20 protein-coding genes, 3 pseudogenes and 1 other annotated feature are annotated in these 25,391 nt (G+C 36.4%); of the genes and pseudogenes, 14 read left to right on the top strand and 9 right to left on the bottom strand.

All coding sequences use genetic code 11. The annotated features are described in order from the left end of the window. A complete protein-coding gene (locus KH893_RS08985) occupies window positions 1–1,416 on the top strand; it encodes an ABC transporter ATP-binding protein (RefSeq protein ID WP_281165818.1) in 1,416 nt (471 codons plus the stop codon). Continuing rightward, window positions 1,409–2,086 carry an energy-coupling factor transporter transmembrane component T family protein gene (locus KH893_RS08980; protein WP_281165817.1) on the top strand — a complete coding sequence of 226 codons (678 nt, stop codon included), beginning with the start codon at window positions 1,409–1,411 and terminating at the stop codon, window positions 2,084–2,086. Before KH893_RS08985 ends, KH893_RS08980 begins: the two co-directional genes overlap by 8 nt. Window positions 2,087–2,239: 153 nt before the next feature. Here KH893_RS08980 and KH893_RS08975 read toward each other — a convergent pair whose 3' ends face one another. After that, on the bottom strand, window positions 2,240–2,845 hold the full coding sequence (locus KH893_RS08975; protein WP_281165816.1) for a helix-turn-helix transcriptional regulator: 606 nt from the start codon (window positions 2,843–2,845) through the stop codon (window positions 2,240–2,242). Between the two features lie 424 nt (window positions 2,846–3,269). Here KH893_RS08975 and KH893_RS08970 point away from each other — a divergent pair, with 424 nt between their 5' ends. The 7 genes from KH893_RS08970 (at window position 3,270) to KH893_RS08940 (ending at window position 11,303) form a co-directional block, all read left to right on the top strand. After that, on the top strand, window positions 3,270–4,412 hold the full coding sequence (locus KH893_RS08970; RefSeq protein ID WP_281165815.1) for an acyltransferase: 1,143 nt from the start codon (window positions 3,270–3,272) through the stop codon (window positions 4,410–4,412). Window positions 4,413–4,581: 169 nt separating this feature from the next. Then, window positions 4,582–5,736 carry an acyltransferase gene (locus tag KH893_RS08965; protein ID WP_281165814.1) on the top strand — a complete coding sequence of 385 codons (1,155 nt, stop codon included), beginning with the start codon at window positions 4,582–4,584 and terminating at the stop codon, window positions 5,734–5,736. A gap of 6 nt (window positions 5,737–5,742) precedes the next feature. After that, entirely contained in the window at window positions 5,743–7,254 is a 1,512-nt protein-coding gene (locus KH893_RS08960; RefSeq protein ID WP_281165813.1) for an AMP-binding protein, read from the top strand. Window positions 7,255–7,264: 10 nt separating this feature from the next. After that, the gene (locus KH893_RS08955) at window positions 7,265–8,236 is read left to right on the top strand and encodes an aliphatic sulfonate ABC transporter substrate-binding protein (RefSeq protein WP_281165812.1); all 972 of its coding nucleotides are present in this window, start codon (window positions 7,265–7,267) and stop codon (window positions 8,234–8,236) included. Between the two features lie 31 nt (window positions 8,237–8,267). Continuing rightward, window positions 8,268–9,800 carry an AMP-binding protein gene (locus tag KH893_RS08950; protein ID WP_281165811.1) on the top strand — a complete coding sequence of 511 codons (1,533 nt, stop codon included), beginning with the start codon at window positions 8,268–8,270 and terminating at the stop codon, window positions 9,798–9,800. Next, complete coding sequence (locus tag KH893_RS08945; RefSeq protein WP_281165810.1) at window positions 9,793–10,572, top strand: ABC transporter permease subunit; 780 nt, start codon at window positions 9,793–9,795, stop codon at window positions 10,570–10,572. Before KH893_RS08950 ends, KH893_RS08945 begins: the two co-directional genes overlap by 8 nt. Window positions 10,573–10,580: 8 nt before the next feature. Further along, window positions 10,581–11,303, top strand: coding sequence for an ABC transporter ATP-binding protein (locus KH893_RS08940; protein ID WP_281165809.1), 723 nt, complete (start codon window positions 10,581–10,583; stop codon window positions 11,301–11,303). 268 nt (window positions 11,304–11,571) lie between these two features. Here the strand turns inward: KH893_RS08940 and KH893_RS08935 are convergent, their stop codons facing one another. Further along, window positions 11,572–13,095, bottom strand: a complete 1,524-nt coding sequence (locus KH893_RS08935; RefSeq protein ID WP_281165808.1) for a ClC family H(+)/Cl(-) exchange transporter — start codon at window positions 13,093–13,095, stop codon at window positions 11,572–11,574. A 168-nt stretch (window positions 13,096–13,263) separates the two neighbouring features. Here KH893_RS08935 and KH893_RS08930 point away from each other — a divergent pair, with 168 nt between their 5' ends. Continuing rightward, entirely contained in the window at window positions 13,264–14,067 is an 804-nt protein-coding gene (locus KH893_RS08930) for a Cof-type HAD-IIB family hydrolase (protein WP_281165807.1), read from the top strand. A 124-nt stretch (window positions 14,068–14,191) separates the two neighbouring features. Here the strand turns inward: KH893_RS08930 and KH893_RS08925 are convergent, their stop codons facing one another. Genes KH893_RS08925 through KH893_RS08910 form a run of 4 tightly spaced genes read right to left on the bottom strand, consistent with a single transcriptional unit; the run spans window position 14,192 to window position 17,146 of the window. Continuing rightward, the gene (locus KH893_RS08925; protein ID WP_281165806.1) at window positions 14,192–15,049 is read right to left on the bottom strand and encodes a transporter substrate-binding domain-containing protein; all 858 of its coding nucleotides are present in this window, start codon (window positions 15,047–15,049) and stop codon (window positions 14,192–14,194) included. A gap of 23 nt (window positions 15,050–15,072) precedes the next feature. Beyond that, window positions 15,073–15,813 carry an amino acid ABC transporter ATP-binding protein gene (locus KH893_RS08920; protein ID WP_281165805.1) on the bottom strand — a complete coding sequence of 247 codons (741 nt, stop codon included), beginning with the start codon at window positions 15,811–15,813 and terminating at the stop codon, window positions 15,073–15,075. A 15-nt stretch (window positions 15,814–15,828) separates the two neighbouring features. Continuing rightward, a complete protein-coding gene (locus KH893_RS08915; protein ID WP_281165804.1) occupies window positions 15,829–16,506 on the bottom strand; it encodes an amino acid ABC transporter permease in 678 nt (225 codons plus the stop codon). After that, window positions 16,487–17,146, bottom strand: coding sequence for an amino acid ABC transporter permease (locus KH893_RS08910; protein WP_281165803.1), 660 nt, complete (start codon window positions 17,144–17,146; stop codon window positions 16,487–16,489). Before KH893_RS08910 ends, KH893_RS08915 begins: the two co-directional genes overlap by 20 nt. A gap of 247 nt (window positions 17,147–17,393) precedes the next feature. Then, window positions 17,394–17,626, bottom strand: a binding site (T-box leader). Between the two features lie 528 nt (window positions 17,627–18,154). Here KH893_RS08910 and KH893_RS08905 point away from each other — a divergent pair. Together KH893_RS08905 and KH893_RS08900 are read left to right on the top strand one after the other, a co-directional pair. Then, window positions 18,155–19,430 (top strand): annotated as a pseudogene (locus KH893_RS08905) (O-acetylhomoserine aminocarboxypropyltransferase/cysteine synthase family protein). 47 nt (window positions 19,431–19,477) lie between these two features. Then, window positions 19,478–20,896, top strand: a complete 1,419-nt coding sequence (locus tag KH893_RS08900; protein WP_281165802.1) for an amino acid permease — start codon at window positions 19,478–19,480, stop codon at window positions 20,894–20,896. Window positions 20,897–21,065: 169 nt separating this feature from the next. On the opposite strand, the pseudogene KH893_RS08895 reads toward KH893_RS08900, so the two are convergent. Then, window positions 21,066–21,137, bottom strand: a pseudogene (locus KH893_RS08895) (site-specific integrase); the annotation flags it as partial. A 50-nt stretch (window positions 21,138–21,187) separates the two neighbouring features. On the opposite strand from KH893_RS08895, the gene KH893_RS08890 reads away from it, so the two are divergent. Continuing rightward, window positions 21,188–21,454 (top strand): type II toxin-antitoxin system RelE/ParE family toxin, encoded by a 267-nt coding sequence (locus KH893_RS08890; protein ID WP_427860196.1) that lies wholly within the window; start codon window positions 21,188–21,190, stop codon window positions 21,452–21,454. After that, window positions 21,447–21,732: pseudogene (locus KH893_RS08885) on the top strand (helix-turn-helix domain-containing protein). Before KH893_RS08890 ends, KH893_RS08885 begins: the two are co-directional and overlap by 8 nt. 208 nt (window positions 21,733–21,940) lie before the next feature. Here the strand turns inward: KH893_RS08885 and KH893_RS08880 are convergent. Next, window positions 21,941–22,657 carry a response regulator transcription factor gene (locus tag KH893_RS08880; RefSeq protein WP_281165801.1) on the bottom strand — a complete coding sequence of 239 codons (717 nt, stop codon included), beginning with the start codon at window positions 22,655–22,657 and terminating at the stop codon, window positions 21,941–21,943. Further along, window positions 22,638–25,334, bottom strand: a complete 2,697-nt coding sequence (locus tag KH893_RS08875; protein WP_281165800.1) for a sensor histidine kinase — start codon at window positions 25,332–25,334, stop codon at window positions 22,638–22,640. The genes KH893_RS08880 and KH893_RS08875 overlap by 20 nt, the downstream gene beginning before the upstream one ends. Between the last annotated feature and the right edge of the window lie 57 nt (window positions 25,335–25,391).

The following is a 25,391-nucleotide window of genomic DNA, read 5'->3' as shown; positions in this document are numbered from 1 at the left end:
ATGATTAAATTAGCCGCTCAACAGTTAAGCTTTCGTTACCAATCAACTAAACCACTGATTTTTGATCATTTGGATTTTCAAATTGAACCGGGTAGCTTTAGCTTATTAACTGGGCCATCGGGTTGCGGCAAATCAACTTTATTTAAACTTCTGGCTGGTTTATACCCACAATATGGTGGACAAATCGAAACTGGTCAAGTCATTTTAGATGGACAAAATGTCACTAAAATTTTGCCTAACCAACGAGCCCAAAAAGTTGCCATGCTTTTTCAAAATCCTAACCGCCAGTTTGCCATGCGAACCGTTAGCGAACAGTTGACTTTTGCTTTAGAAAATATTCAGTTGCCACTGACCAAGATCCCACAGCAAATTGAAAAAGTTTTAAAGATTTTTAACTTGCAGTCATTAAAGCATCGAAAACTCCAGACACTCTCAGGCGGTGAACAGCAACGCGTGGCTTTAGCAACAGTTTTAGCTTTAGACAGTCAAGTTATTTTATTGGATGAGCCCTTTGCTAATGTTGATCTGACAGGCAGAAAACAACTTTTGTGTGATTTGAAGCGACTACAGCTAAACTATCAAAAAACCATTTTGGTAGCCGATCACGATCTAACCGGCTACCAAGGAATTGCCGATCATTTGTATCATTTAGACTCAAACACTCAGCAAATAGTTTCCCAGTCGTTAACCAAATTGCAGTCGCTGGCAACAACTTTTCCCGTCCCGCTCCATAGATTAAATTCAGGCGATCTCAGCTGGCAGCAGCTAACTTTAACGACTGCTAAGCGGCAGCTTCTAAACGGCAGTAGTTTTACGTTGCCCCGCGGTCAGCTAGGATTATTATCTGGTGAAAACGGTGTCGGTAAGTCGACCTTACTGGCGGCTTTAAGTCAACTTCATCCCTATCAAGGCCAGATCTACTATCAGCAAAAGGCAGCGCAAAAGTTTAATCAGCGTCACTGGAACTTGCTGGTTGGCTTAGTCTTTCAAAACAGCAGTGATCAATTTATTCGGCTGACTGCTCAAGATGAAATCAAACTTTCCCAAAAAAATAGTTTACAACCGCAATATTGGACCAGTGCTCGAATCACTCACTGTCTGCAGCAGCTAAATTTAGCTAACATTTTAGATCAAGTCTGCTATCAACTGTCAGGTGGCCAGCAAAAAAAATTGCAGCTGCTGTCAATGCTGATTATGGCTCAACCAATCTTATTGCTGGATGAACCTTTTGCTGGCTTAGATCCTCAATCACTTGCTCAAGCTTTGCAGTTGATCCATGAAACTACCACTCAATTGCAACTGAGTCTTTTAATCGTTTCACATCAACGTGCTGGAGTGACTGAAAAACTGGATTATGAGCTACAGTTAGCCCAACAGCAGCTGACCTTGCTTCAAGGAGGTTTGATCAATGACTAAAAAACGTGGGCTGAATGTTTCAGTTATGACAGTTATGCTGCTGGGGATCGGTTTGCCGCTATCTTTTTCTTTGAGTGTGACGTTAAATTTGATGATTTGCTGCTTGGCATTAATTTATCTAGCTGCTTGCCGTGTCTCGCTAAAAACGACACTGTTAGTGTTATTGGCTGCTTTGCCACTAGCGTTTGGTAGCTGGTGGTCATTTTTAATCTTTGGGACCGGTGATCAATGGCATAACGCCTGGGTCTATGGTTCCCGGGTCTACGCCTACCTGTTGCTAGGAATGACCGTCACCATGAATTGCCGCGTCAAAGATCTTTTATTAAGCTTGCATTTGCATTTAAAATTGCCAGCAACTTTTGCTTATGGTTTGCTGGCAGCCTTCAATTTGTTAGCCCGGATTCAGCAGCAGTATCACCGGATCCAAGCTTCCGCTATGATGCGCGGACAAGTTTATCATTTATGGCAGCCAGGATTATATCTGCGAATCATTATTACCGCTTTAAATTGGTCCGGTGATTTGGCAACTGCAATGACTTCACAAGGCTTTACCGAAGGCGCCAAACGAACGATATCTTTTGTTGATCCTCTCCCGCGCTGGCAATGGTTGGTCGCTATTGGGATAATCATTAGTTATTGTTGGGCAGCTTTTGTGATCCAACCATGGTAAGAGCTAAAACGAACGGATTCGCTTTGAGAATCATAATAATCAGTTACTGATATTTAAAAAAGAAGTACTAATGGCCTCCAGAAGTTAGTCAAAAAAGCTAACTTTTGGAGACCATTAGTACTTTTAAGAGCAATCATTATTAAAAATAAGAACTTATTTTTGTGGTCTAAAGAACAAGATTACTTCTAAACTACAAGTAACTCCTAAACTTGAAAGTAATCGGCCAAGCGAAAAACCAAAGATAAAATAAGGATCAGCATGTGCGATAAAATTAGAACTTCCAACCAAAACAATATTTAAAATAATATTCAACCCAAATAGCAACAGAAACGAACTGGTAAAAACCAGTAAACGTTTTTTTGATAGCTCCCAATTAGAGAAATGGAACAAATATATAATTAAATTAGTAACTAATAAGCTGAAAACGATTGGAATATGTGGCGATTTAAAGTCAAAGAATTCAAAATACGCCAGTATGCAAAACACAAGGTTTAAATTATAAGTTATTCTTGCAACTTTAGCATTATGTTGAGTTTTTTGTACCTCACGATCATCAACTACATGATCGGCTTGTAGCAAATCATCAAGTGATATTTCATAAACCTGACTTAATTTAATTAAGCTTGATATATCGGGCAAACTATGCGAGTTCTCCCAACCAGAGATCGTTTTCCTTGAAACATGTAGTAAGTTTGCAACTTGAACTTGAGTCATTCTCCTTCTTGTTCGACAGTACTTCAATTTCTCTGATAGTGTCATTCCAAAAGCTGATCCCCCTCTGTTATTTAATACCCAGTGATTCCTAAACGCTGATACTTTTAAATAATAAACTATTTCTTTTATATTTATAAAAAGTTTTCATTAAAATGCTTTTACCTGCAAGAATCTCTATAAGTCTTTCTATCTATACACACCTCAAATTATATCAAACATATTGTAATAAAAGTTTCAAGGATTTACTTTTCAATTATCTTGTTGAACATCTTTAACCAAGTCCACGATTGACCAACATAATAACACTTAATAAATTTATTAAATGCCATTTTAAATTAATTAAGTAAATAAGCTTTTGTTGAAGCTTAACAAAGTCTTCATACATTCATCAAGAAAAATCAAATTTCGTTCACCAAATAATTGTTTTTTTTTGCCATCATTAAAACATTAACTGTTTAGGAGAATTTTAATGCCAGAAAAAAAACGTGCTTATTTATATGAAGTTGATTTTATGCGAGTGTTTTTTATTTGTGGAGTTTTAGCTAATCATACAACCAGTGCTTTTACTGATTTATTACCTTCACAAACAGTCAGCCGACAATTTTTACTTTCAACACATCTGTTATTACACTTCCCTCGCTTTGGCTTTATGTTCATTACTGGGCTGGTTTTATTTTGGCAACATGCTGACAAAAAACTTGATATAAAAAGCTTTTTACTGAAACGTTTTTCAATACTTTTAGTACCATATCTATTTTGGATTACTCTCTTTTCATTCCTACAAACATTAGCCAGTTCTAACAATTTTTCTTTCTTTAATTGGTTAGTTCAATGGTGGCAAATTGTAATTCATGGTAACAAATTTTATCTTTATTATCTTTTTGTTCTGTTTCAATTATATCTAGTTTTTCCTTTATTGCTCAAGTTGTTTGAAAAAACCAGCGGTCATCATCTGCAAGTTCTACAAATCAGTTTCGTTATACAATTGTTAATGACGATTTATTTTAAATATTTCTATGGAAAAATTAGTCATTCAGGTTGGCCTTATTTGATCAGAGCATACGGTAATTTTGTTTTGAGTTATCAATTTTATTTCATTGCTGGAGCCTTCTGTGCTCTTCATTATCAGTATGTTAAACAATTCATCACAAAATTTAGTCATTGGATAACTTTCGCTACCCTCAGTTTAGGGGTTGGAACGATTGGGTTATATTATTTCAATACAGCTATTTTAGGATTAAATCGCCACCATGCAAATCTGATTCATCAACCATATATCTTATTTTATGCTTCATTAGTTATTTTACAGACCTGGCTGATTGGTATTTGGTACGCGGATAAACGCCGCCACAGCAAATCATGGAATCATTGGATTACAAACCTGGCTGAATGTTCATTTGGAATTTACCTGGTTCAACTGATACCATTAACAACGATCTATCTATTGATTCAGTATGCAAAACCAACAATAAGTTTCATTACACTTATAGTTTTGTTACCATTAGCTTATGTAGGGGTTTTGGGAATCTCTTGGGCATTAACCAATTTATTGAGAAAAAAGGTATTTCTAAAAAGCTTGATTGGTAGAAAAGAGGATCTCCATTATGAATAGTTGGACAATCTTAAAACTTGTTACCAATAACTCAGAAAATTAAGATCAATAATATTTGTCTTAATAAAAAATTAATAAGTTCAATAAAAATTCACAGTTTCTTCAAAGACATCTGGTAAAGTTTTATACCGGTTTTTATGGAAACAGAATATTTTTGGAGGAGTTCGAATTGATAAAAAAAAGGAAGCATCCCTACTTGTATGAAGTAGATTTGATGCGATGCATTTTTATTTTTGGGGTGCTGGCCAATCATACAACATCGGCTTTTATTGCCAACATATCTGCTAGTTATCCACGTTTGATCTTACTGGCAACTCATCTAATGCTGCATTTTACTCGAATGGGATTCATGTTCATTACTGGCTTAGTCTTATTTTTGCAACATTATAACGATTTGAATATGAACTTATTCAAGTTTTGGAAAAAAAGATACAAGGGCTCAGGCATCCCATATTTATTTTGGAACGGGTTCTTTCTGCTATTTGCAGCTTGGATGACCGGAGAAAAATTAGGATTTAGTACTTGGTTGGGTGATTGGCTTTGGGCTGTAATCCATGGTGATCATTTCTATATGTATTATATTCTTGTAACTTTTCAATTATATTTGATTTTCCCGATTATGCTTTGGTTGTTTAGAAAATTTCCCAATTATCATTTGCTGATTTTTGTAATCAGTGCTTTGGTTCAACTATTTTTCCTGATTTGGGCTAAATATATTTATCCAATTCAAAATCACGATCACTGGCCATATTTGATCAAATATTATGGTAATTTTGTCTTGTCGTATCAGTTTTACTTTATTGCTGGTGCCTTTACTTCAATCCATTACCAACAAGTCAAGAAATTTTTTGTTGAACATCAAAAAATTATCTATTCATTGACCGGATTGTTAGCTTTGGGAACATTCGGATTATATTACGTCAACGATAGGATCTTAAAACTAAGTCAACATTATACCGAATTGATCCACCAACCATATTTAATGATCTATGCTTCAATGATGATTTGCAGTGTCTTGTGTATTAGCTGGGCATATGATCGACATCGTCTTGAACCAAAATGGCAGTGGTTTTCACGTTTAGTCGCTATTTCATCAAAAATTTCTTTTGGTGTTTATTTAACACAGACTTTTGCTTTAACTTTTCTGCTTAAGATTTTAGCTCCTTTAAATGGTGCCGCGCCAAATTGGCTTTTATTATTGTGCTTACCGTTTGGCTATCTTTTTGTTTTAGGTGGTACCTGGCTAATTTCATATTTCTGTTACAAAGTTCCGCCCTTTGGTATTTTAATTGGGCGACCACAAAAAATTTTTGGAAGGAAGTAATTATTAATGACAAAGTTAACTGATGAACTAACAGCTCATCTTGAAAAAAACCTGCACCGCAAATTTGTAAAGGACGAACGTTTAAACAAATGGTTTGAAGGGGCAGATCTTAAAGCTGATATTCAACAGTTAAAGAAAATTTTTCTGGCAGCTGGTTTAGGTCGTGGGGATGTTGTCTTCATGTGTTTGGCAAACTCTTCCGTCTATTTACCAATTAATCAAGCTTTATGGCAGTTAGGAATTACGGCTCATCCAGTTTCAGCAACAACTCCAGCTTTCGAGCTAACAGCTGATTATCAGGAAAATGACTATCCGGCAATGATCTTTGCCCCTGAAACAGCTAATGCTTTTGCTGATTTTGCTGAACTTGAACGTCAAGATATCAAATTAAATACTTTTGAGGATTTAGTTTTTCTCAATAAAAAGAATTTAAGTAATACAAACAAAGAAAAAACTCCATTAGAGAGCTCTTACGGTTGGATCCTTAATACTTCCGGTACAACCGGAAAGCCTAAGAAGGTTGGTTTAACTCATGAAGTAATGCGTCGAGCTGCTTATTATGATTTGGCCAGTCATCGCTTGACGAGCAAAGACACCGTTTTGATTGTTATGCCGATGTTTCACATTAATGCTCAAGAGCTAATCATTATTTCAACATTGTTGACGGATGGCAAAATGGTGATTGCTCCTAAATTCAGTGCCAGCAAATTTTGGTCACAAATTTTAGAAAATGATGTTACCTGGTCTTCAGTTGTACCGACAATTGTAGCAATCCTGTTAAAAAACAAGAAAGCTAATGAAATGTTTCGCCCAAATCATAAGTTACGCTTTATTCGCTGTGCTTCAGCAATCTTGTCTGTCAACCGTCAAAAGGAATTTACTGAACGTTATCGTGTGCCAATCCTGGAAGGATATGGCATGACTGAATCATGTAGTCAATGTACTCTTAACCCGCTCGATCAAATTAAACTTGGCTCCGTTGGCAAACCATACCATACTGATGTGGCGATCATTCAGGGAGATACTTTTACTACCAAACCAGGAGTTCAGGGAGAAATTGCAATTCGTGGTGATCATGTGATTACTGATTATCTTGACCATCATCCCTCTTCATTTAAAGATGGTTGGCTAAAAACGGGAGATTTAGGTTATTTTGATGACGACGGCTATTTATGGCTCAATGGACGAATTAAAGATATTATCAATCACGGCGGCGAAAAGATTAGTCCTGCAGTAGTTGAAGCAGTGATCGGTGAATTGAGCTTTGTTAAAGATGTTGCTGTTGTTCCAGTACCGGATTCCTTTTATGGTGAAAATGTAGCTGCCGCTATTATCACTGAAAATGAAGACTCTGAAATCCAAGACCAGTATAAGCAAGAAATTTTAGCTTATACAGAAACTCATTTGGCAAAATATCGTCGACCAACTGAAATTTATTTTGTTAAAGACTTTCCGCGTAATGCTACGGGGAAAATTTTAAGGCCTAAACTGACGGAACAATTAATCAAATTGAGATAAGAGGTGCATTATGAAACATACAACAAGAAAATGGCTGATTTTTAGCTTACTTGTTTTTTGGGTAGCAGCTGCTGTTTATGGTTGGTTTTTGGTTCATGAAGAAGATAATGCTAAACTAAAATCCGTTACGATTGGCTTTCAAGCTGGTGATGAGTTTGATATTGCCAAAAGTCGTGGTCAATTTGCCAAAAAGATGGAGAAAAAAGGATACAAAGTTAAGTTCAAAGAATTTCAAAATGGTGCAGCTATGATGCAAGCGTTGGCAACTGGTAATGTAGACTATGCCCGTGTTGGAGATACTCCGCCAGTTTCTGCTTTAGCTGCCGGAACAAAACTTACCTATGTTGCTGCTGGAGGCACTAAAGAAAAAGGTAGCGGCATTATAGTTAAAAAGAATTCTGGAATTAATTCACTCAAAGATCTTAAAGGCAAACGAGTTGCCTACACTAAAGGTACAAGTTCGCAATATATGCTATTACGTGCTTTACGTAAAGCTGGTTTAGGAGTCGATGATATTAAGTGGGTCAATTTAGATCAAGATGCAGCTGCTGTTGCCTATTCCAAAGATAAAGTCGATGCCTGGGCTAATTGGGATCCAACTGTCGCTCAAGTTGAGTTGACTGAAAACTCAAAATTATTGATAAATGGTAAACAAACTGGTGCCGTTAATCGCAGTTTCATTGTTTCGCCAACTAAGTTTGCTAAAAATCATCGTTCTTTGAGTCGTTTGATCATTAAATATGGTGAACAAGATATGCACTGGGCTAATACTCATCATGCCAAAGTTATCAAAATGATGGTTAAAGATCTTAAACTTTCTAAAAAAGTTGTACAATTGGCAGTTAAGCGTCGAGTATTTGGTATTTATAAAATGAATGATGAATATGCCAAAGAAGAACAAAAAATTGCCAATACATTTTATCAGTCTGGGATTTTAAACAAGCAGGTAACCATCAGTAAACATGTTGATTATTTGAAATAATAATATAGCAAGAGAGAGGAAGCTGGCTAAAATGTCGCAGCTGATTTCAAAAATTAATGAAATACTAACAGCTCAACCGGATAAAAAAATAATTAAAGATCTGGCAGCTAATGTTTGGCTAACACGTAAACAAACAAAAACTGCCATCAACCAGCTGATTGATTTTTTTCAATCTATAAATTTGCGTCCAAATGATCGAATCCTAGTCACTAAAGAAAACAGTGCAGTTTATCCGCTGATAATGCTAGCTGCTTATGAGTATGGACTGCTAATTCATCCGGCTGCTCCTTTATTGACCGCTAACGAACTGGAAAACGAATTAGTGACTGAAAACTATCAAGTTGTTTTCCCATCAACTGAACATTTTGAATTGTTACAAAAGCAAAACAGGTGGCAGCAAAGAGAAGTTAGCTTTTTAGGGGTGTTGCCTTGTCATGTTTTTTATAAAGTAAACAATGACTCAAATTTCAATAAAAGTTCAATTACCCCACCGTTAGCAACTCAGCCCGCCCTGATGATGTATACTTCCGGCACAACTGGAAAACCAAAAAAAGTTATCTTAACTCATGAAAATTTATTGACAGCAACTCAGTTTGTAATTCAAAGTCAGCAGCTAACTGAAGCAGATCGAACTTTAATCGTTTTGCCACTCTTTCATATCAATGCTCAAATAATTGCTATGCTTTCAACTCTATTGAGTGGTGGATGTGTTCTTTTGCCATTGAAGTTCAGTGCTAGCCATTTCTGGCAGCAAATAAAAGATGAAAAAATAACCTGGGTCTCGGCTTCTCCCAGTGTTATTTCAATTTTACTGGCAAATAAAAAAGCTCAGCAAAATTTTGTAACTTCTTCAAGCCTAAGATTTTTAAGAAGTGCTTCTGCTCCTTTAAGTAGTAAATTGCAACAACGCTTCGAAAAAAAATATCAAATTCCAATCATCCAAGGTTACGGTATGACCGAAGCTGCCGGCCAGATATGTGTCAATCCTTTAGAACATTCCAAAAGAGGTTCTGTTGGCAAACCGATTGGAACTAAAGTCAGTATCCTGATCAATAATCAACCAGAAGAGCTTCCTAACCAGGTTGGAGAAATTTTGTTAAAAGGCAAAAATGTAATTACATCCTATGTAAATCGGGATCCTAGCCTTGATTTCATCGATGGTTGGCTAAGGACGGGAGATTTAGGATATTTTGATTCTGACGGTTATCTTTATTTAACTGGTAGATCTAAGGAACTAATCAATTACGGTGGACATAAGATTAGTCCACTTAAGATTGAAAATGTATTATTGCAAGCAGATTTTGTTCGCGAAGCTGCAGCAGTTGGTATTTTCGATCAGCTATTTGGTGAAAAAATCGTGACAGTAATTGTTTTGAATGATTCTATCAACCAAGCAATTGCCAAAAAAGAGTTAACTCAATTATTGGAAAAGGATCTTGCTAAATTTGAACGGCCGCAACAATTAATTTTTGTAAATAAACTGCCTCACAATCGGGTAGGAAAAATTTTGAGATTTCAGTTGCAACAGGAATTAAATGCACAAGGAGGTAGTTGTCATGAGTGACGCATCAGTCCTTAATAAGAAAAAGTTTTCGCTTCAAGGAATCATCCCCTGGATTATTCCGCTTGCCATTGTTTTGTTTTGGCAGCTAGTTGTCAGTATTGGATGGGTCTCATCATCAATTTTGCCTTCACCGCTAGAAGTTTTAAAAGATGGTATTGATTTGACCATTAAGGGGGAACTCCCTCAGAATATGAGCATCAGCTTATATCGAGCAACTGTCGGCTTCGTGATTGGTGGTGGTGTAGGTTTTGTTCTTGGTTTTATTAATGGTTTATCAAAAGTTGCTCGCTTAACATTTGACAGTACCGTTCAAATGCTCCGCAACATCCCTCATTTGGCTTTGATTCCACTGGTTATTTTGTTAATGGGTATTGGTGAACCAGCAAAGATTTTTCTGGTAGCAATTGGTTGTATGTTTCCTATGTATATTAATACTTATCATGGTATCACTTCAGTTGATCATAAAATTATTGAGATGGGTAAAGCTTATGGCTTGAATCGTTCAGCTATGATTCGTAAAATCATTTTTCCAGCAGCCCTACCAACGATTTTAATGGGAGTCAGGTATGCGCTTGGCGTAATGTGGACAACTTTAATTGTCGCTGAAACAATTTCTGCAAGTTCTGGAATTGGTTATATGTCAACTAACGCTGAGCAGTTTATGGATATGAAAACAATTATTTTATGTATTTTAATTTATGCGTTGCTAGGAAAATTATCAGATTTCATTGCTAAAAATCTAGAAATTATCTTTTTAGATTGGCGCGGATAGGAGGAAAAATGACAGCAAATGTTTTAATGACCATCCGTGATATCAGTAAAGTCTATGGTCAGCATATTGTTTTAAAAAACGTTGATTTAGATGTTTATCATCATGAATTTTTAGCACTGGTTGGGAAAAGCGGTGGTGGAAAAAGTACACTGTTACGTTTAATTGCCGGTTTGGAGCAACCAAATAACGGAAAAATCAAGCAAAATGATCAACTGATTGATAAAATGAATGACAAGGCTAGAATGATGTTTCAAGAGGACCGACTTTTACCATGGATGTCGGTATTAGATAATATTACTTTTGCTAGCAAAAATGCGCAAGCTCAAAAAGAAGTCAAAAACCTACTTGATTTAGTTGGCTTAACTGAATACGCAGCTGTTTATCCCACAAAATTATCTGGTGGTCAAAAACAGCGTCTGGCATTAGCCAGAGCTTTATTTGCTCATCCTGACCTGCTATTATTAGATGAACCCTTAGGAGCTTTGGATGCACTAACCAGGCGCAATATGCAAGATTTAATCATAGAGGTTTGTCAAAAAAAGCAGATCACAACTATTTTAGTTACTCATGATATTAATGAAGCTGTCCGGATGGCAAATCGGATTGTATTAATTAAGGATCAAGGAATTAAAGAAATTTTCGAAAACCCATATCAAGGAATTAATACGACCGAAGCTAAAGAAAAACGCGCGTTAATTGCCGATGATATCCTTGAAAAAATATTAAACTAAGATCTAAATCAAGTAATTAAACAGTTTAACCAACAAGTACAAAGCTGAAAAATAAGATAAATTGCTGCTCATCAGCTTAATCTTAACTGTCAAAAAAGCATTCTGTAAGCTTAACAAGTTGCAGAATGCTTTTTTGGCAATAATCACTATTTATAATTAGTATCGAAAAAAACTTGGGAACTCTCTCAAATGCTCGTTAAAAGCAAAGAATAGCTAACACTTTTAGACTTTATTGCTGAGTATTAAGCTAAAGAATTGCTTTAAAATACTAATTTTGCTTCAGTAAAAAGTCTTTAACTTCCCCCAACTTGCAACTATCAACCAAAATCGTCAGCTGATCTTTGGGTCGCAAAACAGTATCACCCTTAGCAACAACTTGTTTTTCATCCCGTGTGATCCGTGTCAAAATTGCTCCAGTTGGCCAAGCAATCTGCCGAACTTCTTTGCCGGTCAAATTACTGACTGGTGAAACAACCAATTTGAACTGATCCAAACGACCAGTCAAATTGGTCAATTGCTGATTTAAATGCATTTTAGCTGCTAGTGATTCATAAATTGGTGCCCCTCCTAACAAATCAATCACAACATAAGCTAATAGTGAAACTGTCGCTAACGGCATGAGGTGCGCCAATGAGCCAACCATTTCAGTGATTAAAATAATTGCGGTAAAAGGTGCCTTACTGATGCCAGCAAAATAACCAGCCATCGCAAAAATAATTAAGTTGGGAATATAAATTGCCGGCAACAGACCGATCGTATGTAAAATCGTCCCGACTAATGCACCGATAACAGCTCCTAAAGTTAAGATCGGCAAAAAAATGCCACCGGGTACTCCGGAACCAAATGAAATTGCCGCTAACACAAAGCGCAAAACAAAAACGATCAGCAACAGGCCAACACTCCAGCCAATATGTGGCAGCATAACAATCAAAGAATTACCACCGCCAATAATCTGGGGAAGCCACAAAGCAACTGGTAAAGTACATAACAGCATGATAATTGTATGGTACTGACGTGGAACTCGGCTAAACAGCAAGTAGAAACGTGAACTCCGCAAGGTAACCTGTTGATATAAAAAGCCTAGTACCCCTAGCAATAATCCTAAAACTATTAAGATCCAGTAATATTTTAAGGGCATGCTTTGTTGGTAGCTAATCTTCAAAACCGGAGTTAAACCAAAGACTTTTTCGGTCACCAAATCGGCCATCAACGCACCACTTAAAGAACCTAACCACAACAGCACTGAAAAGCTATGGGAAACTTCTTCTAAAACAAACATCGTTCCGGCTAAAGGAGCACTGAACGCCGCTGACAAGCCAGAAGCGGCACCGGCTGCAACAAACAAACGCCAATTTTGTCGATCAAGTTTGAGTTTTTCGGCTAATGCCTGGCCAAGAGCAGCACCTAATTGAACCGAAGGACCTTCCCTGCCTAAAAAGCCACCAGATCCAATTGCTAAAACCCCAGCAGCAAATTTCCGCCAAACAATTGATAGTGGCCTAGTTAGCGTCAGCTTATCAGCTAATTGCAGTTCAACTTCCGGAATTCCTGAGCCTTTAACATGCGGTTCTGGTTTGACGATCCATCCGATCAACCAGGTAATTACGCCAAATAGCAGTAAAACCACTAATAACCAAAACCACGAATTACTGGCAAGAGCATAGAGCTGATGCCAATTCTTCAAGGAATATTCAATCAACCAGCGAAAACAGCTGACTACTATGCCAACTGTTAAACCAATCAGCAGACTCCAGCCAATTATCTTTAACTTTAATGATGGAATGTCGCTCACAATCTTAAACCACCTTTGATTTTTTTTGCTTGACACTTTTAATGTAGCACAAAGCACGGCGGGTTCAAAATAGCTTTTAAAAAGTCATCAATTAAATTGAGCTTTCCTATTCCTTGATAAAACGTTATCATAAGAGTAAATTCAACTTGACAACCTGGAGTGAGGATAATGATCAAAGCCGTCGCCGTCGATATGGATGGTACCTTTTTAAAAAATGATAAAAGCTATGAGCAACAGCGCTTCTTAGCCATCTATCAAATTATGAAACACAAAAAGATTAAATTTATTGTTGCTAGTGGCAACCAGTATCAACGTTTGCGCCAAATTTTTTCACCAATTGCCGATCAAATAAGTTTTGCAGCTGAGAACGGAGCCCTTGTGATCGATCGTAATCAGGAGATCTTTGCTGGCAGTTTTGCCAACCCCATTTTAAAGAAAACCATCAAGCTTTTAAAGAGCATGCCCCAAGTTTTGCATATAAATATTTGTGGCGCCAAGAGTGCTTATATTTGTAAAAATGATCCACTTAAATTCAGAAAATTAGCGCAATTTTATTATCCGGCTTTACAAGAAATCAATTCATTTCAGGAATTGCCGGCCGATAATTTCTTTAAAATCAATATCCATGTAATTGATGGTCAAGGAACTTATTTCCAAAAACTGATTCCCGAGATCACCAATGGCCAGGTTGCAGCAACTTCCGGCGGCAATGATGATCTTGATTTGATCGTCCCAGGTTTGAATAAAGCTACTGCCCTGAAAAAACTGCTAGCTCATTGGAAAATCACTTCAAATGAGTTGATGGCTTTTGGGGATGGTGGCAATGATTTAGAAATGTTGCAACTGGCTGGTCATAGCTACGCAATGGCTAATGGTAGTCATGAAGTTTTGCAGACTGCCAAATATCTTGCCCCAACTAATCAGCAAAGTGGTGTTTTACAAGTTTTGGAGCAGCATTTTGCTAATGATTAATTACAGTTTAAATCATAACAGCTTGTAAATTAATTCATCTATGCTTACAATCTTGGAATACAGCTTATTGCTAAACTAAAAAAACCTGCAGGCAATTGCTTGCAGGAATCTTTTAAATTTAGGATCATTTATTGATAATTACATCAGAAGATTTAACATCTGAACTGAAGTAAGGTTTCAAATCCTGATTGTAGGATTTTTTAAAGAAGCCTTGTTTAGTAAGTTTGTTAATCTCTTTATTAGTCCAATTCAACAATGATTTATTACCCTTTTTAACAGCTGGTGCAATATAAGAATTTTCACCCAGCTTTTTAATTCCAACTTTGTAATCAGGATGTGACTTAGCCCAGGCATACAAGTAAGTATTATCATCAGCCAAAGCAACCCCACGTTTATTCTTCAAAGCATTAAATTGCTGCGTTTTAGAATCAAATTTCAACAGGTTAACACTCTTTTGTTTCTGAGTAAAGTATGTTTCGGCTGTGGTGCCCTTGGTTACAATGACCTGCTTACCCTTTAACTGACTAACATCCGTGATCAAATTACTCTTGGGCGAAACAACCCCAACTGAAACTTTCATATACGGATTGGCAAAATCAACAACTTTTTTACGATCGGCTGTGACCGTAAAGTTTGCCAATACTAAATCAACCTTATTTGAAGACAGCGCATCAACACGGCTGTCAGCATTGACTTGCACAAACTTGATTTTAACACCAAGGTCTTTAGCAACCCGCCGTGCCAAAGTAACATCATAGCCAACCCGTTTGCCGTCTTGATTGACCCAGCCGTAAGGTTTCAAATCGCCAAAAACGGCAACTTTAATCGTACCACGTTTTTTGATCGCCGCAACTGAACTTTGATTATTTGAACTAGATGATGAACTTGAACTCTTTGATGAACCGCAAGCCGTCAAAGTCAAAGCGGCGGCGGCTAAAACTGCCCCAGTTGCAATAAATTTTTTTAAATTGAATTTTTTCATAAGATTTCCCCTTCTCCTATTTTTTAAAATTTCATACTCTCTAAAAATTCACGTGCTCGTTGTGTCTGAGCATGAACAAAGAACTGTTTGCCAGCAGTACTTTCCAAAATATGACCATCCTCTAAGAACAAGACCCGATCGGCAATCTGTTCCGCAAAGTTCATTTCATGCGTTACGATGATCATCGTCATATCATCTTTTTCAGATAATTCTTTGATGATTTCCAAGACACCGCGAACCATTTCTGGATCAAGCGACGCGGTAACTTCATCAAACAACATCAATTTAGGATGTAGGGCTAAAGCTCTGACAATTGCGATTCGCTGTTTTTGACCACCGGATAACTGTCTGGGATAAGCATTAACATATTGTTCCAAGCCAACACGCTGCAACAACGAAACAGCTTCTTTTTTTGCTGCTGCCCGGCTCTTTTTTTGAACCTTGGTCGGTCCCAACAAAATATTGTCTAGAACTGTTAAATTTGGAAACAAATCGTAACTTTGAAAAACCATCCCGATCTTTTGCCGTAATTTCAACCAAGTTTTTTCTGTTGGGTCAATTTTTTGGTTACTAAAAAACACCGTGCCACTTTGATACTGCTCCAAGCCGTTCAAGCAGCGAATCAGTGTACTTTTCCCCGAACCAGACGGGCCAAGTAAGGCTAAGACTTCACCTTGGTTGATCGAAAAATCAACATCAAATAAAATCTGCTTTTGACCGTAAAACTTGTTCAGCTTTTCAACTCGTAAAATTTCTTTTGTCATCAGATCTTCCTCCAATTAATACTGGTTGGCAGCATTTAATTTTTTTGCCAGCAGTGACAATGGATAATCAACAATGAAGTAGAAGAAAAAGATCAAGCCGTAGACCCAAAAGATCCCATTTTGATTCGTCTGCCCATTAGCTTCAACGATCTGCTGGCCAATATTGATCACATCCATGACACTGATCAGCATTAAAAGTGATGTCGTTTTAACAACACGAGTTGCCAGGTTGATCGTCGCTGGCAGCTCCAAAGTCAATGCTTGCGGCAACAATACATAGCGGAAAAGCTGCCAATGATTCAAGCCGATTGCCAAGCCTGATTCACGCTGATGTTTTGGAACTGAAATTAAAGCTCCGCGAACAATATCACTGAATTCAGCTGATACCCACAAGGCAAAGGCTAAAACGGCAACTTGATCGGCTGGCAAATTAATATTTAGTTGGCGTGGTAGGATGTAATAGGCCAAAAAGAGCAAAACGACTGTTGGAACGATTCGAAAAAATTCCAAATATAAGCGAAGTACGACTCGCAATGGACGATTTTTCAATGTCCGCAGCATCCCCAAAATCGTACCTAAGATCAGCCCAATGATAATCGATAAAAGAGCAATCCAAACCGTTGTCCATAAGCCGCCAAGTAATCTTTGAAAATTATTGCCAGCAAATAAAATATCAATTCCCAAACGATCCATAACGTACCTTCCTTTCTAGAAGTGTCAGAATGATCGATAATGGTATCAAAATAATGGCATAAGCAACGACCAGCATAAACAGATATTCATTGCTACGATAATAGATTCCAATTAAATCAAGCGCCGTATTGGTCAGTTCTGGGATCGCAATTACTGAAAAAATTGAAGTTTCTTTGATTAGGAAAATTACATTGGCTGCCAATGCCGGAACACTCAACGACAAACCTTGTGGAAAAATAACATATCTAGCCAATTGTTTACGATTCATACCGATGGCTTTACCGGCATCAATTTGACTTTGGGTAATACCTTTGAACCCTCCGGTAAAAGCTTCTGCCATATAGCTGCCACCTAAAAAGGTCAATCCAACAACACCACAAGTTCCAGCTGACATTTTCCAACCAATTACAGGAAATGCATAATATAAGAAAAATAACTGGATCAATAATGGTGTATTACGCGAAACTTCAACGTACACTGAAATAATTTTTGCAATCACTGGCAGTTTAAAGTACTGTATCAAACTACAAAATAAGCCAACGATTAAAGAACCTAAAATTCCCACAAATGACATCCATAGTGTGATTTTTAATCCAGCCACAAAATTTGGAATTGCAGCCTGGATTACCGTCCAATCCATATTCAACCCCCTTGTATAATTCTTTTTAAATTTTTAAGCTATGTAAGCAATTCGGATCATCCTTATTCTTTGCAAATCTGTCATGATTCTGTAAATTACAGATTTAAGCAGAATAGATTTTGATTCAATAAACATAAAGCTTTTTATTATCCAAGCGAAGTTATTCTTTTCTTCTATATTTTTCCACCTTTCTAAAATATTATTAAATTAATTACACAAAAAAACCCTTGTTTGTCAATTATGACGAACAAGGGACGAAAAAATCGCGGTGCCACCCTTTTTCACATCAAAAGTCGATGTCTCAACAATACTTGTAAATCACAAATATCTGGGAAAGTAACGGTTCCTACCGAACAGCCAGCTTTCACTAACTGCTTCTGTTTCAAAGCTCATCTTCACTGTTTTATCGATACCTGTTTTCAGCTTTCCCAGGCTCTCTTGACTCGATCATGACAGCTACTCTTCTTTTCAAAAGAATATGTGTAGTTTAATTTAAAATTAATAATTTAATAGCATTTTAAGCTTTATTAAGAAAAATGTCAAGTTGAATATTTTATCTCCATTTAGAGTACAATTTTTTAAATAATTGTTCTAAATTTATTTTATACTAAAAAGCTTCAAACCATCTCTTTTTGCAATGTACAATAATAATTTCTTCAAAAAGGTGTTGACATGTAAAATTTTAAGTGATAGCATACGAACAAGATAATAATTAAATGTTGATGAGAAGAGTAAGCTGAATTTCATCCTGAAGAGAGCCCAAGCAGGTGCAAATGGGCGTTTGAATAAAGCTGAAGATGAGCTCGGAGTTGTAAATCAGTGGTGAAAGCCTATGATTCGTGAGGATACGATATAATCCCTGGCATATATTAGTGCCGTTGAGATTTGAATAGTAATATTCAAATGAATACGGGTGGTACCGCGTTGAATACGTCCCTACAGTGTAATTAATTATACTGTAGGGATTTTTTATTATCTTAATATTTTTATTCACAGGAGGAATTTAATATGACAAAAAATAATTTTCGTTTCGAAACACTTCAAGTACATGCTGGGCAAACTGTAGATGAAACTGGTGCTCGAGCTGTCCCCATTTATCAAACAACTTCGTACGTTTTTAAGGATGCAAAACAAGCAGCAAACCGTTTTGGTTTAAAAGAAGCAGGCAATATTTATGGCCGACTGACAAATCCAACAACTGCTGTAGTTGATCAACGAATTGCTGCTTTAGAACATGGAACAAGTGGTATCACTTTAGCAACTGGTGCAGCGGCAATCACAGCAGCAATCACTAATATTGCCGGACAAGGTGATGAAATTGTAGCAGCCAGTACATTATATGGAGGCACTTATAATTTATTTAATGTTACATTACCAAAACTTGGGATCAAAACTCATTTTGTAAATCCAGATGATCCAATAAATTTTGATAAAAAAATCAATGATCACACCAAAGCCCTATATGTTGAAACAATTGGAAATCCCGATATTAATTTGATTGACTTGGAAAAAATTGCTGAAATTGCTCATCAACATGGTATTCTTTTGATTTCTGACAACACTTTTGCATCGCCTTATCTTTATCGACCGCTGGAACACGGAGCAGATATCGTTGTTGAATCAGCAACAAAGTTTATTGGTGGGCATGGAACTACGCTAGGCGGTGTAATTGCTGAAAATGATAAATTTGATTATCGTACCAGCGGACGCTACCCAGAATTTACCACACCTGACCCACAGTATAGTGGATTAGTATTTGCTGATTTGAAAGGTGCTGCTTTTACTACTAAAGTACGTGCGGAAGGTTTACGTGATAGCAACAATTAGCCCTTTTAACTCTTTCTTACTGCTGCAAGGGCTTGAAACCCTATCGCTACGTTTGGAACGTCATGTAGCCAATACTCGTAAAGTAATTAATTTCTTGAAGGATCATCCTAAAGTAGCTTGGATCAAATATCCTGAACTGCCTGACAGTCCTTACTATGCTTTATCAAAACGTGACTTTCCTAAGGGAGTCGGATCAATCTTCACTTTAGGTTTGAAAGGTGGAGAAAAAGCCGGTAAGAGTTTGATTGAGCATTTAAAAATTTTCTCTTTGTTAGCAAACGTGGGTGATGCTAAATCCTTGATTATTCATCCAGCCTCAACTACCCATGCTCAGTTGAATGAAACAGAGTTAAAACAAGTAGGTATTACACCTGATTTAATTCGAATTTCAGTTGGCATTGAAAATGCAGATGATTTAATTGCAGATTTAAAGCAAGCACTGGATGCGATTGATTAAAATTTGAAAGTCTAAAGGAGTTCAATCAAAGCTAAGGAGATTTAAAGTTGAAAAGTAAAGAAAATTTGAAAGTTAATCATGATGGAACATACCGAGGTTTATCCAATTTAGCAGTCCAAATGATTGCTTTTGGAGGATCAATTGGAACCGGTTTGTTTTTAGGTGCCGGCAGTACAATTCATCGGACTGGACCTTCAATCTTGTTTGTTTATGCAGCTATTGGATTCTTTTTCTTCATGTTAATGCGCTCAATTGGCGAAATGATGTATGCAGATCCTAATCAACATACATTCGTGGCATTTATTCACCGCTATTTAGGTAGCAGTTTTGGCCGTTTTGCCGAATGGAGTTACTGGCTGGAATTGATATTGGCAGCCATGGCTGAATTAACTGCTTTAGCAACTTATTTTCAACTCTGGTTTCCCAAAACACCTGCTTGGCTGATTCAGATTGTCTTTTTGATTACTTTGACATTAATCAATTTATCAATCGTCAGTATATTTGGTAAAACAGAAACTGTCTTATCAGGAATTAAGATTTTAACAATCTTAGCTTTGATCGTAATTGGCGGATGGATGGTGCTAGTTCATCACACTGGTATTAGTGGCAGCCAAGCCTCTGTGACCAATCTGACTAAAAACTTTACAATGTTTCCAAATGGAGTTGGTCAGTTTATTTTTGCTTTTCCAATGGTATTTTTTGCTTTTCAAGGGATGGAGTTTGTTGGCATTACTACTGCTGAAACTAAAGAACCACACAAAGTTTTACCCAAGGCCATTAATCAAATCATTGGACGAATCTTATTCTTTTATATTGGATCTTTAGCGGTCATTATGATGATTGCTCCCTGGCAAAAGATCAGTGCCACACAAAGCCCGTTTGTTCAAATTTTCAAATTAGCAGGTTTGCCTGCAGCTGCAATAATCATTAATTTCGTAGTCATAATTGCAGCTACTTCGACACTAAATAGTGCAATTTTTTCAACTGGTAGGCACCTTTATCAGCTAGCAGTCGAAAGTAATTCAAATCATCTGAAAATTTTTAAAAAAATCTCAAACAAGGGGATTCCTATCAATAGTATTTTGTTTTCGGCAATAATGATGCTTGGGGCACCATTACTGAGTTTATTCAGTCAACTTAGTTCAGCCTTCACTTTTGTTGCTTCGGTTTCCGGCGATATTTATATTTTGGTGTGCATTTTGACAATGGTTGCACATATCAAGTATCGTCGATCACCAGACTTTGTACCAAATGGTTTTAAAATGCCAGCTTATCAATTGACTGAACCACTGACAATTTTGTTCTTTGCAGCAGTTTTCTTGAGTTTGTTTTTCAGCTCCACCTCACGTCTGCCGGCACTTGGTGCTATTTTGTGGGCCATCGGATTTGGAATTTACTTAAAATTGAATTCCCCTGATGAAAACAGTAACCAAGTTATAACGCTTCAAAATAGTAATAAACGTTAAACGAAGTTCAATCATAATTGGTATTGACAGAAATATTTCTTGTTTGATACCAATTTAATGGGATAATAAAATACTAGCTCTAAGAAAATCTCCAGGCTACACACGTTTTTTTAATTTCCTTTTGTTTTTCTTCTTTGTTCTCAGATCCATAGTACCTGCTAAAATCAATTTAATCTAACCTAGTTTCGGTACTGGCCTGGTCTATGCCCAAATAAGCTAAAGTCATGGCTTCACTGGAATGAATTTAAAAAATCTTTAGATCAACCACCTGATAAAGACGCTGTCAAATTAATTGCGACCATTCAAAATATTGAAAATAACTGTCTAATTATCACAGAACGTCAATTATGGGTTAAAAAACTGGAAAACAATCTCTATGAAATTTGCTCTAAAAGAACTTCAAATATTCAGAGAGCTAGCTATTTCCAAGTACAACGATCTCATTACTTAATCACCAATGCGTTCACTAAAAAAATGCCAAAAATATCAGAAAGTGAAAGAAGATTGCTCGGAATCGACGAAGCAAATATTTTAATAAAGAGGACCAACAATGAGTAAAATTGATGAATATGTTGCTGAAAAAAGTAAAAATGATCCTGATTTTGCAAAGCCCGTTGAACAAGAAAATATCAACTTAAAGGTAGGGGATTAAAGTTCATGATCTCCGTAAAAATATGGGTATGAGTCAACGTGAATTTGCTAATCTAATTGCTAAACCACAATCAACTATTGCTAGAATTGCAAATGGATCAATGAATGTTTCGACTAAGATATTATCTAAGATCGCGCAAGCAACTAATCAACGATTAATAATTCAATTTAGCCCCGCTTTTTAGGAACGCTTACTAATAAGAAAAGATAAATAGCCCCTAATATCTATAATTAAGATATTAGGGGCTATTATTTCAAAGCTCAATGCATATTGATGATCCTCAATCATTTTTAATGCATACCTATAGTTGGCTAAAACTTAGATACAATGGATACCTTGGGTTATGCATATTAAAAATTATTAATTGCCCTAAAGTGCCATCGTTAACTAAATTAATCAACATTTTCATAGCGCAACATTTGATATCCCACACCAATATGTGTCTTGATATATCGAAAATTTCCAGACGACTCAATTTTTCTCCTCAAAGTAGCAATCGTTACTCTAAGTGAAGAATTATCTTCCATAAGTTCCCCACCCCATATTTTTTTTAATAAATAACTGTGGGTCAGAACACGTGAAGTATTCTTGGCTAATAAATACAACACCTTATACTCCGTTGGTGTTAAATGTACCTCTTGTTTTTTTACTAATACTTCCTGGCTTAGAAAATTAATTTTCAAATCACCATTATAATAATATTTTTCGACGGGATACTTTCCACCCTGTTCCTCATAGCCAATTCGTCTGATGGCAACTCTGATTCGTGCTAGTAACTCCTGAACTGAAAAAGGTTTCACCAAATAATCATCCGCTCCAGCATCTAAAGCTAATACTTTATCGTAGTCTTCTTCACGGGCAGAAATTATAATAATTGGTAATTTACTAGTTTGACGAATTTTTTTAATAATATCTATCCCATCCATGTCCGGCAACATCAAATCAAGTAATAAAATGTCTGGTTTAAAAATCGAAAAAAGATTAAACGCAGTTCGTCCATCTGCAGCATGTTCAAATAAATAATTGCCTGATCTCAATGTCATTGCTATCAAACGTGCAATTTCCGGATCATCCTCAACAATCAATATTTTATTTTTCTCCATATTCATCACCCCATGCAGGCAAAGTAAAATAAAAGCAAACACCTTTTTCAGGTGAATTTTTTGCCCAAATTTTACCACCAAAAGTTTCAATCACCGATTTACATAATGATAATCCAATTCCTAATCCCCGTTGAGTTTGCCAACTTGTTTGCCTTTCTCCCGTATAAAACAATTTAAATAAATTAGCAAGTTCCTGCTCATTTAACTTTGGTCCATCATTAGCAATTTCAAATTGAACTTGACTTCTGTTTTTTCGAAAAGCTGTTAACCAGATATGACTACCTCTTGGAGTGTACTTAATAGCATTATTAACAATATTAATAACAACCTGAACAACCAGTTTTGCATCTGCTTGAACCATTAAGAGACTATCAGCTAAATTTACTTGAAGCTGGTGTTGCTCTGCTCCAGGGCTTAAGTGCTCTAAAGCTTCATTAATAATATCATCAACTAATTCTGGGTCATGACGAATCTTTGGCTGCGTTTCTAAATGTGTCATGGCTAATAAATTTTCGACCAGACTTATCAGCCAGGAAGCATCATTAAAAATTGAATTATAAAGCGTCAATTGTTCATCCCTCGATAAGGCATTAATTTCTTGTCGTAAAATATCAATACTCCCAGCAATATTAGTCAGCGGGGTGCGTAAATCATGTGAGATACCTCGTAACAAATCTGCTCGTAACTTTTCTTGCTGCACCCTGACTTCAGCTTGATGCTTAGCTTTTAAGATCTGCATTTTTTCAAAGGTTTGGCCGCAAATATCTAAAATTGAAATCAGCAAATTACGTTCAGAAACTTCAATGTGCTGCTTTTCAGTGCTTGCAAAAGCTGCAACTGCTAAAACTTCAGTTGATGTTGTACCAAAAATTGGAAGGTACCAGCATTTTGAATTAGGCAACGTTGCTGTCCCGGCGCCAGCTTCTTGTCCATTCTTCAAAGTCCAAAATGCAACAGCTTGTTCACTTTCGCTAAAATATTTGGTTGCCACTAAGCTATCTCCAGCAATCGGAAAAAGACTTGGACTTCCCAATTGATTTCCCTTTTTTTCATAAAAAATAATCGGAACAGCATATAATTTTTGCAATTGTTGAGCTGTAACTGCAATAATCTCAGCTGTTTTTTTGGCTGATTGCAGCTGCTGAATTGTCTTTAATAAAACCTCTGTTCGGTAGACCCGTCTGGCATTTACTAATGCTTGATTTTTAATTCGTAAAGTCCAAGAGTTACTGATAATAGCCACTGATAGCATCAATCCAAAGGTTAAAACATACTGTGAACTAGTTGCTAAAGAAAAATAAGGTTGCGTAAAAAAATAATTAAAACTCAAAACTGCCATCAGAGCTGCTAAAATAATAACTTTTTTTTGTTCCACTACCATTGCACCAAACATTAATCCTAAGATATAAAGCAAAACTACATTAACTATCTGCCGATCAAAATAAAAAAGCCCTTCTCCCAGTAAGGTACTGGCAGCAATAATTGACAACATGATAATCCAATCCTTTATCCATCTTTTAGGATTAATTGCAGTTAAATTTGTTTGCCATTTTTGGCGCAACTTTTTCGAAGCTAAATGTTGAGTGGGCAGTTGCGGTTCATTAATGATATATTCATCAACTTCTGGCAAAATAATTCCGAGTTGCGTAATCAAGTTTGTCCCTCGCAGACCAAACCATTTAACTGGGCTTGAACCTAGGATAATTTTCGTAACCTGACTTATTTTGGCATATTCAGCAATTTGAACAGCTGGCTTTTCCCCAGTTAATTTAACAATTTTGGCCCCCAACTGCCGTGCTAAATTTAAATTAGCGTTTAAAAAGTTGTCTGCATAACTTGGATTAGGTTCTTTGACATAGGCTGCAATTAATTCACAATTAAAGGCTTCAGCTAACTGTGCTGCCGATCGAATTACCCGAGCGCTACTTGACGAACCGGAAACACATACTAATAATTTTTCAACGGTTTGATTTTTAATGGTATTTTGTAAACGCAAAGACATTTTTCTTAGAGCCAGTTCACGCAAGGCTACTAAATTGCTAGTAGTAAAAAAATTTTTCAATGCTTTCTTTACAGTTGATTGAGGATATATTTTCCCTTTCCTTAATCGAATTAACAACTCCTCTGGATCAATATCAACTAGCTTAATTTGAGTTGCCATATCAAAAATATAATCAGGTACCCGTTCTTGAACTAGTAAGTTTAAGTGATCCGCCAAGATATTTTGTAAACTTTCTAAATGCTGGACGTTTAAAGTCGTGTAGACATTAATGCCAACATTTAATAATTCTTGAACATCTTGATACCTTTTCTGATGACGACTTTCAGGTAAATTAGTATGAGCTAATTCATCTACTAAAAGAATTTGCGGATGTCTTCTCAAAGCTGCATCCAAATCAAATTCCTTCAACCGTAAATTTTTATGCTTTTCAGTTTTCATTGGAATAGTTTCAAGCTTTTTAATCATATTTTCTGTTTCTTTTCTTCCATGATGCTCAATGTATCCGACTACAACATCATTGCCTTCTTTACGCAAAGATTGGGCTTCAGCCAACATAGCATAAGTTTTACCTACTCCTGCAGCATAACCAAAAAATATTTTTAAAGTTCCTTTTTTTTTCTTAGTTTCATCAATTTCTTGCGCTAAATTCAAATAACGCTCAGCTCGTTGATTGTAATCCATCTGTTAACCTCCCCTTGAGTATTTTTCACGTCAAAAGGACAGTTTACAAATTTTTCA

Source organism: Liquorilactobacillus sicerae (assembly GCF_029916425.1).
Classification (GTDB): Bacteria; Bacillota; Bacilli; order Lactobacillales; family Lactobacillaceae; genus Liquorilactobacillus; species Liquorilactobacillus sicerae.
Note: the sequence above shows the minus strand (reverse complement) of the source record. Positions and strands in the feature narration are given on the sequence as shown.

Excerpts from the sequence above, each read along its gene's own strand:
- KH893_RS08985 (WP_281165818.1), top strand. The coding sequence starts at position 1 with ATGATTAAATTAGCCGCTCAACAGTTAAGCTTTCGTTACCAATCAACT.
- KH893_RS08980 (WP_281165817.1), top strand. The coding sequence starts at position 1,409 with ATGACTAAAAAACGTGGGCTGAATGTTTCAGTTATGACAGTTATGCTG.
- KH893_RS08975 (WP_281165816.1), bottom strand. The coding sequence starts at position 2,845 with ATGACACTATCAGAGAAATTGAAGTACTGTCGAACAAGAAGGAGAATG.
- KH893_RS08970 (WP_281165815.1), top strand. The coding sequence starts at position 3,270 with ATGCCAGAAAAAAAACGTGCTTATTTATATGAAGTTGATTTTATGCGA.
- KH893_RS08960 (WP_281165813.1), top strand. The coding sequence starts at position 5,743 with ATGACAAAGTTAACTGATGAACTAACAGCTCATCTTGAAAAAAACCTG.
- KH893_RS08955 (WP_281165812.1), top strand. The coding sequence starts at position 7,265 with ATGAAACATACAACAAGAAAATGGCTGATTTTTAGCTTACTTGTTTTT.
- KH893_RS08950 (WP_281165811.1), top strand. The coding sequence starts at position 8,268 with ATGTCGCAGCTGATTTCAAAAATTAATGAAATACTAACAGCTCAACCG.
- KH893_RS08945 (WP_281165810.1), top strand. The coding sequence starts at position 9,793 with ATGAGTGACGCATCAGTCCTTAATAAGAAAAAGTTTTCGCTTCAAGGA.
- KH893_RS08940 (WP_281165809.1), top strand. The coding sequence starts at position 10,581 with ATGACAGCAAATGTTTTAATGACCATCCGTGATATCAGTAAAGTCTAT.
- KH893_RS08930 (WP_281165807.1), top strand. The coding sequence starts at position 13,264 with ATGATCAAAGCCGTCGCCGTCGATATGGATGGTACCTTTTTAAAAAAT.
- KH893_RS08925 (WP_281165806.1), bottom strand. The coding sequence starts at position 15,049 with ATGAAAAAATTCAATTTAAAAAAATTTATTGCAACTGGGGCAGTTTTA.
- KH893_RS08920 (WP_281165805.1), bottom strand. The coding sequence starts at position 15,813 with ATGACAAAAGAAATTTTACGAGTTGAAAAGCTGAACAAGTTTTACGGT.
- KH893_RS08915 (WP_281165804.1), bottom strand. The coding sequence starts at position 16,506 with ATGGATCGTTTGGGAATTGATATTTTATTTGCTGGCAATAATTTTCAA.
- KH893_RS08910 (WP_281165803.1), bottom strand. The coding sequence starts at position 17,146 with ATGGATTGGACGGTAATCCAGGCTGCAATTCCAAATTTTGTGGCTGGA.
- KH893_RS08880 (WP_281165801.1), bottom strand. The coding sequence starts at position 22,657 with ATGAATATGGAGAAAAATAAAATATTGATTGTTGAGGATGATCCGGAA.
- KH893_RS08875 (WP_281165800.1), bottom strand. The coding sequence starts at position 25,334 with ATGGATTACAATCAACGAGCTGAGCGTTATTTGAATTTAGCGCAAGAA.